Source organism: Shimia sp. W99, assembly GCF_053851455.3.
Genome location: NZ_JBSQBU020000001.1, coordinates 950,362 through 963,676 on the forward strand (window position 1 = coordinate 950,362; position 13,315 = coordinate 963,676).

Consider the following 13,315-nt stretch of genomic DNA (forward strand, 5'->3'; position numbering starts at 1 on the left):
GCGATATTCCCGTTCACGACTGCTCGGCGATCAGTTTTTCGATCCCGGCAATGATGCTGGCCACGGAAGAAATGTCGAAATCGCTTTCGGTGGGTTCATTGGCATTGAACGGTACCGAAATGTCGAACGCCTCTTCGATAGCAAAAATGCTTTCCACCAGACCTAGGCTGTCGATCCCGAGATCTTCCAGAGTGTTGTCCAGTTTCACGTCCGAAGGTTCCAGCACGGCCTGTTCCGCGATGATTTCGATAACCTTGTCCTTGACGCTCATGACGTGTTCCTTTTGCCCGATCTGCGGCTTGATTTAGTCATTGGACCCGCTTTTTGAAACAGCTTTTTGAAGCGCGGCGACCTGTTTGGCCAACCGCGGCAATCTGCGCAATCCTTTGTACATATCCAGATGCGTGTCCATCTTGACCGCAGGGTATCCCAGCACGACCTGCCCCGTGGGCACCTTGGTCATGATCTTGGACGCCCCCCCTGCAATCACGTTGTCCCCGATCCGGGTATTGTCGGTGATGCCAACCTGTCCTCCAAGGACCACGTTGTTGCCCACGGTCGTCGACCCGGCAATCCCGACCTGTCCTGCGAACAGACAGTCATTCCCGACGACCACGTTATGCGCAATATGCACGAGGTTGTCGATCTTGGTGCCGTTGCCGATCCGCGTGTCCCGGACTGTGCCATAGTCTATACATGTGTTGGCGCCGATTTCGACGTCGTCGCCGATGGTGACGGCACCCAGCGAATGAATGCGCGCCCAGCTCTGGCTTTTGACCTCGCCCTGATCGCCCAGCGTCTCGCGCACTTTCTCGACACCGGATTCTTCCGGCGTCACAAAGGACATGCCATCCGCGCCGATCCGCGCCCCCGGTTGCGCACGAAACCGCGCACCGATCGTGACCCGCGCCCCGACCGAGACATGATCCCGCAGATAGGCATCCGGCCCGATCACGGCGTCCGCGCCGATATGGCAATGGGGTCCGATCACGCTCTTGGCACCAATGCGCGCGCGCGGACCGATCACTGCAAAGGGGCAGACTGTGACATCCGCGCCAAGAATGGCTGTGGGATCAATCACCGCGCTCGGATGGATACCTGCCGGAAAATCCTGTCCGGCGTCCATCATGGCCGTCAGCGCAGCCATGGCAAACCGCCCACGCGGCGCAACAATGGCCGCTTCAAGACCCAGCGCCTGCCAGTCCGCACCGGGCCAAAGCAACGCCACGCGCGCCCGCCCTTTGGCAAGACCTTCAACAAATTTAGGGTTGGTCAGAAGCGCCAGATCGTCCGGACCTGCCATGGCCGGTTCCGACACACGCTCTACAACGATATCCGTCTGCCCAAACGCTTCGGCATCCAAGGCGGATGCGATGTCGCGAACCGTGTATGCCATGCGTCCCCCGGTCATCATTCCGGGGCGTGTTTAGCCTTGATGGCCGCGCAACACCACCCCTTCATTGGCCAGTGCAGCCCAGATCTTGGCGTCACGCCCATAGACGTCGCGGCGATATTGAACCGGTCCCTTAGGCTCGGTATAGGCGGTGCGATAGATGATATGCACGGGGATCTGCGTTTCGAGGTCGACCTGTGTTTCCCGGTTGGTCTTGAGCCGCCGATGGAAATATTCCTTGGGGTTCTCGACCTGCTTGGAAAGAAGCGTATAGGCGAACTCGAACGGCTGGTGCAGGCGGATGCAGCCGTGACTGTAGGCACGAACTTCGCGCGCGAAGAGGTTCTTGGCCGGCGTGTCGTGCAGGTAGATGTTGTGCTTGTTCGGGAACATGAACTTGACCAGACCAAGCGCATTCCGGTTGCCCGGTGCCTGCTTCATGTCGAACGGGAAGTTGCGGGTATTGTACTGGCTGAAGTCAATATTCTCACGGTTCACCGTGCGCCCGCGCGAGTCGATCAGCCGCAAATGCCCTGCCGCGTTCGGATTACGCTGCATCATCGGCAGGTATTCCTTGGTCGCGATCGAACGCGGCACGTTCCATGTCGGATTGATGATCATGTGCTCCATCGTGTCCGAAAACTCGGGGCTGCGGCGATCCGACTGGTTCTTGCCCACCACCGAACGGGTGCGAAAGGTCAGCTTGCCATCGTCGTATACCTTGGCCGTGAAGTCGGTCAGGTTGACGATGATCTCGCGCCCTTGGTTGGCGCGGCCAATCCAGCGTTCCCGCTCCATGGCCACCAGCACGGATTTCAAACGCGCATCCGGGGATTTGTTGATCTCGTCGATGGTGCCCGGCCCCGCGACGCCGTCAACCTCGAGACCGTGTGCGATCTGGAACGCCTGCACCGCCTTTTCCAGCGCGCGGTCATAGGTTGCCGTTGCGCTGCGTTCCATGAACCCCATCGCGATCAGACGATTGCGCAGGGCAATAACTTTCGGGCCATTGTCTCCCGGTTCAAGCTTGCTCGACGGCACTTTCGGCCCCCAGCCGCCCTGAGCCATCAGCCGCTCCAGACGCAGGCGCTCTTTTTGCAGCCGCAGGTATTCCGGCGAAATCGGGGCAAGTTCCCTAAGGAAACGTTTGGGTTCGGCGCTGGCGGCAAATCCCTTGATCATGTCGACACGGTCGCGCCGTTGAACCTCGCGCACGATCCCGTCGTCAATCTGCGACGGCACCAGCATGCCCGAGGAGACATCCCGCCCATATTTCAGAAACGCCCGCGTCAGCGCCACTTCGACAAGCCCCAGATCACGCGCTGTCCGGGCATTGGCCATCTGTGCCACAAGCCTGTCCACATCATAGCGCGCGGCCGGCAGCCCATGATCCTCGACCCGCACCAGCGCCGCGATCAGCGCCTTTCGCCGCGCCTGGTCCAACTCGCCCGGTCCGGTCCAGACCGGTGTATATTTGGTTCCGCGATAATATGTGGCAACATCCGCGTCGCGTGAGGCTGCTTCGGCAATCGCCTGCTTAAAGGCCGTGAACGCCTGAGCGGGCTCTGCCGAAAACACTGACAAGCTCAGAAACAGACCGGCGACCAAAAACGCAAAGCTGGGCCGAAGCGCGTAAAACATGGAGTTTTCCTCGTGCGGGAACATAATTCGTTTAATTATCTTTGAAACTACTTTTCCCCCAGTCCAATCACAAGATCGCCAGAACAAAAAGCCCACGCCAAGTGTTGCAATCTGGGCGCGGCACCGAAACCACATCCTTCGCCTATTAAGCAAATTTTTGCCGAACTCTGTTGATATGCCCAAGTGCGCGGAAATGAACGCTTGGTGCACGAATCGGAATATGCCATAAAACGCGCACATCTGGGGATGAAGACATTGCCGCGTAACATCGCGGTGGCAGGTAGCGACGGGACAGGCGCTTATACTATGACTCAACATAGCTCTTTGAGCATGACCAGACGTGGCCTTCTGGCCGCCTTCGCCGCCACAACAGTGGCAGCAGCCCCCACCTTCTCGAATGCAGCAGGTTTCCTGCGTGGCGGCGGCGACATCCGGCGCATCCGGATGTACTCGGGTCGCACCGGGGAACGGCTCGATACGATTTATTGGGTGGAAGGCAACTACATCAAGGACGCGGTCAAGGAAATCAACGCCTTCATGCGGGACTGGCGCACCAACGACGTCAAAACCATGGACATCCGCACCATCGACATCATGGCCGCCGCGCACAACCTTCTCGATGTCAACGAACCCTACATGCTTCTGTCAGGCTACCGAAGCCCGGCCACCAACGCCATGTTGCGCTCGCGTTCGCGCGGCGTTGCCAAGAATTCGCTGCACATGAAGGGCCAGGCCGCCGACCTTCGTCTCGGTTCGCGTTCGGTCAACCAGGTGGCCAAGGCGGCAAGCGCTTGTCGTGCCGGTGGCGTCGGACGGTATTCCGGTTCGAACTTCGTGCATATGGATTGCGGCCCGGTCCGCACCTGGGGTCGCTAAGGATCTCCCTTTTCACCGCAACACACCGTCAGGGCGCCCACCGGGCGCCTTTTCATTTGTCGGACACGGCTTGGGCGCCAAGGATCAGGTCGAACTTGACCCGCACGGCGCTCAGCTCCTTGTAGAAGTTGAGCAGCTGGCGCCACGGATCGCTGATCCGTTCAAGCGCGGCGATCGAGGCGACAACTGTCCCGATATCGCTGCGCCCTTCCATCATCAGCAATCCCCCGATCATCAGAATACCCACCAAACCAATGCCGTTCAGCAGGTTCATGGCGAACTTCATCGACAGCTTGAGACGGAAAATACCTCGCCGGGTCGAATATATCTGGTCAAAATCGTCCAGAATTGCCTTCTGCGCTTCCCTGACTTGCGCGACATCCTCTTCCGAAATCGCCGAAGTGGCCCCCCGAAGGATCAACGTCCGCGCCTTGACCCTGCGATTCACTTTTTCCTGCAGCAAGAGGACGATCACCGCCTGCGGCACGACAATTGCGACAAGGAACAGGCCCAGATAGGGCTGCGTACTGGCAATGTAGCTGATCACCGAAACAAGCGTGCCGACCTGAAGCAGCGGATTGGCAATCGCAGTTCCGGCAAACCGACCCACCTCTTCGGATTCGGCGGCAATGATCGTTGTCAGCGTGCCCATGTCATCAAGCTGTTCAGGCACCACTTCCTGATGACGCGCACCATAGATGCGCTGGCGGATCATGCGGATTGTCGCCTCGCCCAGGATCGAGCTTCGATAGTTCAACAGGAACTTGAAGATGTTCGAAATCACGATGACGCCAAGATAGCCCAGGCACAGCAGCGTCAGGGTCTCGACGTCGAGGTCGGGGCCAAGGCTGTTGATGATATCTTTCTGAAAACGGAGCGGCGCAGCGGCAAGCGCGGCGACGGCCAACGACAGCACGATTAGCAGAATTTGCGCTTTACCGGTGTGGAGCCAGATACGTTTGTAGAAATTCAGCATGGGCGGGTCCTTGGATCTGTGGCGACCATAGGCCAAGGACCAGACCAATGGCTAGCCACAACGCTCTTGCTCAAAAAAGAGAGAAATGGCGCACCTGAGAGGATTCGAACCTCTGGCCTCTGCCTTCGGAGGGCAGCGCTCTATCCAGCTGAGCTACAGGTGCCTGACGCGGGGTATAGCCAGCCCCGCAATCCGCCGCAATCGGAAAAATGCGCGATCAGGCGAACAACTCGTGCGCCAGTTCCAGCGCATCGATCAACGCATCGACCTCTTTGGCGGTGTTGTAAAGGCCAAAGGACGCCCGACAGGTGGCCGTGACGCCAAGATGATCCATCAGCGGCCCTGCACAATGGTGCCCTGCCCGCACAGCGACGCCCTTCTTGTCGAGAATCGTCGATATATCATGGGCATGCGCGGCCCCATCCAGCGTGAAACTGAAAATCGCGGCCTTGTCCGGTGTCGTACCCTGAACCTGCATCCAGTTCAGCCCGGCAAATTTCTGCATCGCATAGTCCCGCAAGCCCGCCTCATGCGCAGCAACGTTGTCCATGCCCAGTTCCATCAGGTAGTCCAGCGCCACGCCAAAGCCGATGGTTTGCACGATGCCGGGCGTGCCAGCCTCGAACTTCATCGGCGGATCGTTGTAGATCACGCCTTCCTTCGAAACCTCCTTGATCATGTCGCCGCCCCCGAGGAACGGGCGCATCTCGGCCATGCGCTCGGACTTGACATAGATCGCGCCAGAGCCGGAGGGACCATAAAGCTTGTGCCCGGTGATCGCGTAAAAATCGCAACCAATATCTGACACGTTGACCGGCGCATGCACCGACCCCTGCGATCCATCCACCAGCACCGGAATGCCCTTGGCATGGGCACCTTGGGTGATTGCCTTCACGTCAACCATCGTGCCTAGAACGTTGGAACACTGCGTTACAGCGACAAGTTTGGTCTTGGGGGTGATCGCATCCAGCACCGCCTGCGGATCGAGCGCCCCGGTGGCGTCCACGTCCACCCATTTGATCACCACGCCCTGCCGTTCCCGCAGGAAATGCCAGGGCACGATATTGGCGTGGTGCTCCATTACCGAAAGGACAATCTCGTCCCCGGCCTGCATGCGCGGCATGGCCCAGCCATAAGCCACCATGTTGATACCTTCGGTGGTGCCCGAGTTCAGGACGATCTCGTCTTCGCTTGCAGCACCAAGGAACCGCGCAATCTTGCCCCGCACCGCCTCGTATTGGTCGGTGGCTAGATTGGAAAGGTAATGCAACCCCCTGTGCACATTTGCATATTCATGCGAATAGGCCCGCGTCACCGCGTCGATCACCACCTGCGGCTTCTGGGCCGAGGCGCCGTTATCGAGATAGACCAGTGGCTTGCCGTTCACTTCGCGCGAAAGGATTGGAAAGTCCGAACGGATCTTGGCGACGTCATACATATCAAGAGAATCCCATTGCAGTGACGCCGATCAGGGAGAGAAAGAGCGACAGCCCCACCGTCATCCCGACCAGCGTGAAAACCAGCATCATCACGGCCTTGCCCATCGTGTCGAAACCATGCGCGACCTTGAGAAAGTTGAGCACGATCCACGCGCCATAAAGACCCGTGGCCATGACAAAAATCTGGGCCAGACCGGGCAGGAAGATCATCAGCACCAGGGCGCCAAGCTGCACTGCCAGCCGCATGTATTGCAGCCAGCCCATCATGAGCAGGATGTCTTCGAACCGCGCCTGACCACCCATCGCGCGTCCGACCCAGTAAAAGGCAAAGACAAAGATCACCGTGACCGAGCCCAGCACCATGCAGACCAACACAGGTGAGGTCAGTAGAGGCAGGGCGATCTCGGCCGGAACCGGAAACAGCGTGATGGACAGGAAATAAGCCAGCGTGTTGAGGATCACCGCCAGCGCAAGGATCAGCCAACCTGCCGCGCGATCGACCTGCTGTGCCACCAACACCTGCCCCGCCTGTGGCGGGTTATAGATGGTGAGCATGAAAAGCTGACGCAGAAACGCGCTCATACCGCACCCTTTCCGGCCTGCAACAGACCCGAGATCCAGAACCACAGGAACACCAGCAGCCAAATCAGCCCGACCACGCTCAATCCGATCCCCGGACCGATGAACCCTGCCACGAGACCGTGCAACAGGATCAGTGGCGCAGCTGCAAGCAAGGCCCAGAAGAGCGCCAGACGGGCTCCGTATGAGGTTTGCTTTCGCCCGACTGCGCGCAGAAGGATATGGGACAGAAAGGCGATGAAATAGAGCAGCAACGGCGCAATGAAAAGCCACGCCAGAAGCGTTCCGCCCAAGAGCGCGTTCAACTCCTGTCCCGTAAGATGCGCTTCGCGCGCAAGGCGTGGCCATTGCGCGACGAACACGATCGCGCAACCCGCCATGAGGATGGCCAGCGCACGATCCTCACGCTGCCCCATGGACAGGAGCCGCGCCACGACGCGATGCGGCCCCCGATAGGTCGCCACCATGTCACGCGTCAGAGACATCAGCCGCGCCGACGCTCCAGCCAGCCTTCGAGCCGACCGATGATTTCGTCGCGAAGTTCTTCGCTTTCGATCTCTTCCACGGCTTCGGCAAGGAAAGCCAGCGTCAAAAGGTCGGTGGCGATGTCACGCGGAACGCCCCGCGCCCGCAGGTAAAAAAGCGCATCCTCGTCAATGGCGCCCGACGTGGACCCATGAGAACAGGCCACGTCATCGGCATAGATTTCCAGCTCGGGCTTGGCGAGGAACTGGCTGTCATCATCCAGCAAGAGCGACTGGCTGATCTGGTAGCCATCGGTTTTCTGCGCGCCGGGTTTGACAAGAATCTTGCCCTGGAACACACCGGTTGCCCCGTTGCGCAGTACCTTCTTAAAGACCTGACGGCTTTCACAATTGAGTGCGTCATGGGTGACAAAGACCGTGTCATCATGATGGAAGTCCCCATCCCCAAGCGCCGCTCCGGCCACATGGGCCACCGCGTCGTCTCCGGTCAGGGTCACAACTGCTTCATTTCGGGTCAGGACGCCATTCACGGTCAGTGTAAAACTCTTGAAAACCGACTCCGTGCCAAGGCGGGCAAAGAGATGCGTGACGGCACGCCGTTCATGGTCGCGCCCCTGTGCACGGATGTGATGCAGCGTGCCGCCATCGGCAATGTCGATCTCCATGCACTTGTTGAACCGTGCAGCCGCCGGGCCGTTCTCGAGGATCGTCGCCTCGGCGCCGCTTTCCACCCTAATAACATGATGCAGGAACACGTCCGACGTCACATCCTCATGGGTGTAAATCAGGCTGATCGGCTTGCCGGGCTTGCCGGTTACGCGAATGGTGACTCCGTCGCCTGCATAAGCCGTGTTGAGCGCGGCCAGAGGGCGATGCACCGGGTCATGGCCGTCCGCTTCAAGCGCGCCATAAAGGTCTTCGGCCCAGTGATCATCCTTGCAGCAGACGTCTTCCAGCCGGTCAATTTGAACCCCTTCAAGCGACAGGTCGTCCGATTTCTCCGGGCTGAACACACCGTCGACAAAGACGATCTTCAACCGCTCCACACCAGAAAACATCGGCTCTTCGCCTGCGTCGAACAACGCCGCCTCGGGCGCTTCGGGCTGGATCAGCGTGTCAGGCCGGGTGAACTTCCAGTATTCGTCCCGGCGCTGCGGCAGGCCCATAGCACGTACGCGTCCCAAGGCCGCTTCACGGGCGTCCTTGGTGCATCCCACGTCCGGCATGACCATCGCGGTCAGCCGGGTTTCGGTTGCGCTTGTCTTGCGATCATCAAGCGCCATCACGCCACCTCGGCCAGAATGTCGGCATAACCATTCTGTTCCACTTCAAGCGCCAGCTCCGGCCCACCCGTTTTCACGATACGACCATCGGCCATGATGTGCACGACGTCCGGTTTGATGTGATCGAGCAGACGCTGATAGTGGGTGATCACGAGGAAACCACGACCCGCGTCGCGCAGGGCGTTCACACCCTCGGACACCAATTTCATTGCATCCACATCCAACCCCGAGTCGGTCTCGTCAAGGATGCACATCTTGGGTTCCAGCATCGCCATCTGCAGGATTTCGTTGCGCTTTTTCTCGCCGCCCGAGAAGCCGACGTTCACAGGACGCTTGAGCATGTCCGCGTCGATCTTGAGCGTCTTGGCCTTGGCCCGCACGACCTTGAGGAATTCGGCCGCCGACATTTCTTCCTGTCCGCGCGCCTTGCGCTGGGCGTTCACCGCGGTGCGCAGGAAGGTCATGTTGCCCACGCCGGGGATTTCCACCGGGTACTGGAACGCCAGGAACAGCCCCAGTGCGGCACGCTCTTCCGCTTCCAGCTCCAGCAGGTCTTCGCCCTCAAGCGAGGCGCTTCCGCCGGTCACCTCATATCCGTCCCGGCCCGAAAGCACATAGGACAGGGTGGACTTACCCGATCCGTTCGGCCCCATGATGGCATGCACCTTGCCCGCTTCGACGGTCAGGTCGACGCCCTTGAGGATTTGCTTGTCTTCTTCTTCAAGTTTGACCTTCAGGCCCTTGATTTCCAACATGTTCTTTTCCTTCGTCATTCGACAGGCGGTTCGCGCGCCGCCGTTTATTCCACGGTAACAGCCGTGCCGCTGGCCGAAACCATCAGCATCGTGTCACCCACCACTTCGTAATCCAGATCGACACCCACAACCGCATTGGCACCCTTCTGCGCCGCACGGTTTTCCAGCTCGGAGAGCGCGGTTTCCCGTGCGTCCTGCAGCTTGGTTTCATACGCGCCGGATCGACCACCCACTATGTCGGTGATCGATGCAAAGATATCGCGCACCACGTTCGCCCCCATGATCGCCTCGCCCACGACAATACCGTGATAGGCGGTGATCCTGCGGCCCTCGATCGCCGGAGTTGTCGTTACGATCATGTCTCAGAACCCTCCGAAATAGGTGATCAGCATCATCACACCCATAGCGACCATGCCGAAAATGGCCGAGGTCACGAAAATCGACCCGCCAATCAAGCCTTCGACATTGCCCTTGCGGTGTCGCCGAACCATAAGGCCCACGGCGGTGCCAATGGCGATACCCGCCCCGACACCGGCAGATTTCTGCATGAGAAGCTGGATCGTTTCCATCAACGCCGCCTTTGCATCAGTTTCAGGACAATTCTCCCCGCGATCCATCCGAGCAGGATCCCGCCGCCGATGCCAAGCACTGGGTTGATGAAGTCCATCTTGAACGCGTTGACCCAGATAACACCGGCCAACCCGCCTAGGGCGGGCATGCCGATCGGGATCCAAGCTTCGAGACCACGGCCCATATCAGCCCACCGACCCTTCGAGCGAAATCGCCACAAGTTGTTGTGCTTCCATGGCAAATTCCATCGGCAACGCCTGCAGAACTTCTTTGGCAAAGCCATTCACGATCAGCGCCACGGCCTCTTCTTCGTCCATGCCACGCTGGCGACAATAAAACATCTGGTCGTCATCCACCTTGGACGTCGTTGCCTCGTGTTCCACGCGGGACGAGTTGTTCTTGACCTCGATGTAAGGCACCGTATGCGCCCCGCATTTATCCCCGATCAGCAGGCTGTCGCACTGGGTATAATTGCGCGAGTTCTTCGCCTTGGGATGCATCGACACAAGTCCGCGATAGGTGTTCTGGGCAACGCCTGCGCTGATCCCCTTCGACACGATCCGCGACTTGGTGTTCTTGCCAAGGTGGATCATCTTAGTGCCGGTATCGGCTTGCTGGTGGTTGTTGGTGATCGCGATCGAGTAGAACTCGCCCTGGCTGTCGTCACCACGCAGAATACAGGACGGGTATTTCCACGTCACCGCCGAACCGGTTTCAACCTGCGTCCACATGACCTTGGAACGATCGCCCCGGCAATCGGCACGCTTGGTCACAAAGTTATAGATGCCGCCCTTGCCGTTCTCGTCACCCGGGTACCAGTTCTGCACCGTGGAGTATTTTACCTCGGCGTCTTCTTCGATGATGATCTCGACCACGGCGGCATGAAGCTGCGACGTGTCGCGCTGCGGCGCGGTACAGCCTTCGAGATAGCTCACATAAGAACCCTTGTCGGCAATGATCAGCGTGCGCTCGAACTGACCGGTGTTTTCCGCGTTGATACGGAAATAGGTGCTCAATTCCATCGGGCAACGTACCCCCGGCGGCACGTAGACAAACGAACCATCCGAGAAGACGGCACTGTTCAGCGTGGCATAGAAATTGTCCGACACAGGCACAACCGAGCCCAGGTATTTCTTGACCAGCTCGGGATGCTCCCTAATCGCCTCGGAAATAGAGCAGAAAATCACGCCCGCCTCTTTCAGCTCTTTCTGGAAGGTGGTGCCCACCGAAACCGAGTCAAAAACAGCGTCCACAGCCACTTTGCGCCCCTCGGCAGGGGTCGCGTCCGCGCCTTCGACCCCGGCAAGGATCATCTGTTCTTTCAGAGGGATACCCAGCTTTTCATAGGTTGCCAGCAGCTTGGGATCGACCTCGTCCAGCGACTTGGGTTTTTCTTCCATGCTTTTCGGGCGGGCATAATAATACTGGTCCTGGAAATTCACTTCCGGGTAATCTAGCATCGCCCAATCCGGTTCTTCCTTGGTCAACCAGCGCGCATAGGCTTCAAGCCGCCACTCGGTCATCCATTCCGGTTCGTCATTCTTGTCCGATATCAGGCGCACGATATCTTCGGTCAGCCCCTTGGGAGCATATTCCATCTCGATCTCGGTTTCCCAACCGTACTTGTACTTGCCGCCGACTTCGCGAACGGCATCCACGGTTTCCTGATCGACACCTTCCTTGACGTCTGTCTGGTCCAGACTGGCCATCGTGTTCTCCTGTTCGTTCGCGTTCACGCCGCCCCTTTCAGGGTCCGGTCGCGATGTTTCCTCATTCGGGTCAGCCAGCATTCGGCAAAACCCAAAACGTCCTGTTCCGTTGTATCCGGCCCCAAAGAGACCCGGATTGCGCTCGCGGCGGTGGCATCGTCATGGCCCATCGCCCTGAGCACGCGACTGGCGCGCACTTTGCCCGATGAACAGGCCGATCCTGCGGAAATCGCATAACCGGCAAGGTCCATCTGCATGACCTGTGTCTCGCCCTTCCAGCCAGGTGTGGCGATACAGGTGGTGTTGGGAAGACGTTTCGCGCCTTTCCCGACAAAAATGGTATCTTTTGTCTCTGCAGCAAGGGCCTCTTCAAGCAAATCGCGCAAATTGGCAACCCGTTCCCACACTCCATCGGCCAATTCTTTTGCCGCAGCCGTCGCCGCAGCCGCAAATCCGGCCATTCCAATGAGGTTTTCCGTGCCCGCGCGGCGGCCCATTTCCTGCCCTCCGCCCAAAAGCTGCGCCGGAACGTCCGTGCCCCGCCGGACCACAAGCGCGCCGATGCCCTTGGGTCCGCCAAGCTTGTGCGCAGAAATCAGCGCCATCGTCGCGCCCGACCAGTTGAAGGCCACGGGAAGCTTGCCAAAGCCCTGTGTCATATCACTGACGGCAAGGCCCTCTGGAAGGGCCTGGACAACCCCGGTCTCGGAATTGGCCAGTTGCAGTGCGGTCCGCGCCGGGTCTTCCACGGCAACCTGCCCATGGCTATCAACCGGCAAATCGGACGTGACCCAGGCGGAAACGGCGTCATGTTCAATATCCCCGGCGTGCAAACCGCGCCCCTGCAGGGCCAGCGCTGCGGCCTCGGTTGCGCCCGAGGTAAAGACGATATCGGCGCCGTCCGCCCCAAAGGCTGCTGCAATCTCGACCCGGGCCTTCTCCATCAACCCCTTGGCAGCGCGCCCTTCGGCATGCACGCTCGACGGATTGCCGACAAGCTCCATCGCGGCAATCATCGCGGCTTTCGCCTCGGGCCGCAGCGGCGCCGTTGCATTATGATCGAGATACACGCGCATCAGGTGTCGTCATCCACCACCGAAAACAGGGTTGGCACCGCCGGACAGGGGGCCAGGTCGTTTTTCACTACGTCCGAAAGGCGCGTCTGGTGCAAGAACACGTAGACATGCGCCGAGAGCCCCTCCCAAAGCCGGTTGGCCATGGATTGCGCGCGCGATCCGCTTAGGCCCCCGCTAGCGCCGGCCCCGGTATGAAGTGCCGATACGGTTTCGTCCACCGCCGTCAGAATTTCGACCACGCGAATGTCGGACGTGCTCTTTGCAAGCCGATACCCGCCCCCCGGGCCGCGCACCGATTCCACCAGCCCGGCGCGGCGCAGCTTGACAAATAGCTGTTCGAGGTAGGGCAGCGAAATATCCTGACGTTTCGAGATCTCGGACAGGCTCACCAGCCCCTCTGGTGGCTGCAAGGCAATATCGGCCAAAGCCACGACCGCGTAGCGCCCTTTCGTCGACAGTTTCATCCTGCACCCCCAGCGAATAGATTGACGTCAGCCGCTCAGGTGCTTAAGTCCCTTAAGCCCTTGCCGGTG

Annotated in this window: 16 protein-coding genes and 1 tRNA gene; 1 reads left to right on the forward strand and 16 read right to left on the reverse strand. The window is 59.4% G+C overall.

Annotated elements, in window-relative coordinates:
* Positions 1-13: 13 nt before the first annotated feature.
* The 3 genes from ACS3QZ_RS04615 to ACS3QZ_RS04625 are packed head-to-tail and all read right to left on the reverse strand — an operon-like array spanning position 14 to position 3,034.
* A complete protein-coding gene (locus tag ACS3QZ_RS04615) occupies positions 14-271 on the reverse strand; it encodes an acyl carrier protein (RefSeq protein WP_093094221.1) in 258 nt (85 codons plus the stop codon).
* A 33-nt stretch (positions 272-304) separates the two neighbouring features.
* Positions 305-1,396, reverse strand: coding sequence for a UDP-3-O-(3-hydroxymyristoyl)glucosamine N-acyltransferase (locus ACS3QZ_RS04620; protein ID WP_456036777.1), 1,092 nt, complete (start codon positions 1,394-1,396; stop codon positions 305-307).
* A 30-nt stretch (positions 1,397-1,426) separates the two neighbouring features.
* On the reverse strand, positions 1,427-3,034 hold the full coding sequence (locus tag ACS3QZ_RS04625) for a L,D-transpeptidase family protein (protein ID WP_456036778.1): 1,608 nt from the start codon (positions 3,032-3,034) through the stop codon (positions 1,427-1,429).
* A gap of 330 nt (positions 3,035-3,364) precedes the next feature.
* Here ACS3QZ_RS04625 and mepK point away from each other — a divergent pair, with 330 nt between their 5' ends.
* Positions 3,365-3,910 carry a peptidoglycan L,D-endopeptidase MepK gene (mepK, locus tag ACS3QZ_RS04630; RefSeq protein ID WP_242654784.1) on the forward strand — a complete coding sequence of 182 codons (546 nt, stop codon included), beginning with the start codon at positions 3,365-3,367 and terminating at the stop codon, positions 3,908-3,910.
* 52 nt (positions 3,911-3,962) lie between these two features.
* On the opposite strand, the gene ACS3QZ_RS04635 is transcribed toward mepK, so the two are convergent.
* From ACS3QZ_RS04635 to iscR, 13 genes are all read right to left on the reverse strand, one after another.
* Positions 3,963-4,886: an ABC transporter transmembrane domain-containing protein gene (locus ACS3QZ_RS04635; protein ID WP_456036779.1), complete on the reverse strand. Its 924-nt coding sequence runs from the start codon at positions 4,884-4,886 to the stop codon at positions 3,963-3,965.
* Positions 4,887-4,972: 86 nt separating this feature from the next.
* Positions 4,973-5,049, reverse strand: a tRNA-Arg gene (locus ACS3QZ_RS04640).
* A 54-nt stretch (positions 5,050-5,103) separates the two neighbouring features.
* Positions 5,104-6,324 (reverse strand): cysteine desulfurase, encoded by a 1,221-nt coding sequence (locus ACS3QZ_RS04645; RefSeq protein WP_456036780.1) that lies wholly within the window; start codon positions 6,322-6,324, stop codon positions 5,104-5,106.
* Between the two features lies 1 nt (position 6,325).
* Positions 6,326-6,907, reverse strand: a complete 582-nt coding sequence (locus ACS3QZ_RS04650; protein WP_093094240.1) for a Yip1 family protein — start codon at positions 6,905-6,907, stop codon at positions 6,326-6,328.
* Positions 6,904-7,389, reverse strand: a complete 486-nt coding sequence (locus tag ACS3QZ_RS04655) for a YIP1 family protein (RefSeq protein ID WP_456036781.1) — start codon at positions 7,387-7,389, stop codon at positions 6,904-6,906. The genes ACS3QZ_RS04650 and ACS3QZ_RS04655 overlap by 4 nt, the downstream gene beginning before the upstream one ends.
* A complete protein-coding gene (gene sufD, locus ACS3QZ_RS04660; RefSeq protein ID WP_456036782.1) occupies positions 7,389-8,672 on the reverse strand; it encodes a Fe-S cluster assembly protein SufD in 1,284 nt (427 codons plus the stop codon). Before sufD ends, ACS3QZ_RS04655 begins: the two co-directional genes overlap by 1 nt.
* Positions 8,672-9,427, reverse strand: coding sequence for a Fe-S cluster assembly ATPase SufC (gene sufC / locus ACS3QZ_RS04665; RefSeq protein ID WP_093094243.1), 756 nt, complete (start codon positions 9,425-9,427; stop codon positions 8,672-8,674). The genes sufD and sufC overlap by 1 nt, the downstream gene beginning before the upstream one ends.
* Before the next feature lie 44 nt (positions 9,428-9,471).
* The gene (locus tag ACS3QZ_RS04670) at positions 9,472-9,786 is read right to left on the reverse strand and encodes a heavy metal-binding domain-containing protein (RefSeq protein WP_456036783.1); all 315 of its coding nucleotides are present in this window, start codon (positions 9,784-9,786) and stop codon (positions 9,472-9,474) included.
* A gap of 3 nt (positions 9,787-9,789) precedes the next feature.
* Positions 9,790-9,996: a hypothetical protein gene (locus ACS3QZ_RS04675; RefSeq protein WP_456036784.1), complete on the reverse strand. Its 207-nt coding sequence runs from the start codon at positions 9,994-9,996 to the stop codon at positions 9,790-9,792.
* Positions 9,996-10,181, reverse strand: a complete 186-nt coding sequence (locus tag ACS3QZ_RS04680; protein WP_456036785.1) for a hypothetical protein — start codon at positions 10,179-10,181, stop codon at positions 9,996-9,998. The genes ACS3QZ_RS04675 and ACS3QZ_RS04680 overlap by 1 nt, the downstream gene beginning before the upstream one ends.
* A gap of 1 nt (position 10,182) precedes the next feature.
* The gene (sufB, locus tag ACS3QZ_RS04685; RefSeq protein ID WP_456036786.1) at positions 10,183-11,706 is read right to left on the reverse strand and encodes a Fe-S cluster assembly protein SufB; all 1,524 of its coding nucleotides are present in this window, start codon (positions 11,704-11,706) and stop codon (positions 10,183-10,185) included.
* Between the two features lie 23 nt (positions 11,707-11,729).
* Positions 11,730-12,785, reverse strand: a complete 1,056-nt coding sequence (locus ACS3QZ_RS04690) for a cysteine desulfurase family protein (protein ID WP_456039305.1) — start codon at positions 12,783-12,785, stop codon at positions 11,730-11,732.
* Positions 12,782-13,246, reverse strand: coding sequence for a Fe-S cluster assembly transcriptional regulator IscR (gene iscR, locus ACS3QZ_RS04695; RefSeq protein WP_456036787.1), 465 nt, complete (start codon positions 13,244-13,246; stop codon positions 12,782-12,784). The genes ACS3QZ_RS04690 and iscR overlap by 4 nt, the downstream gene beginning before the upstream one ends.
* Positions 13,247-13,315: the final 69 nt, after the last annotated feature.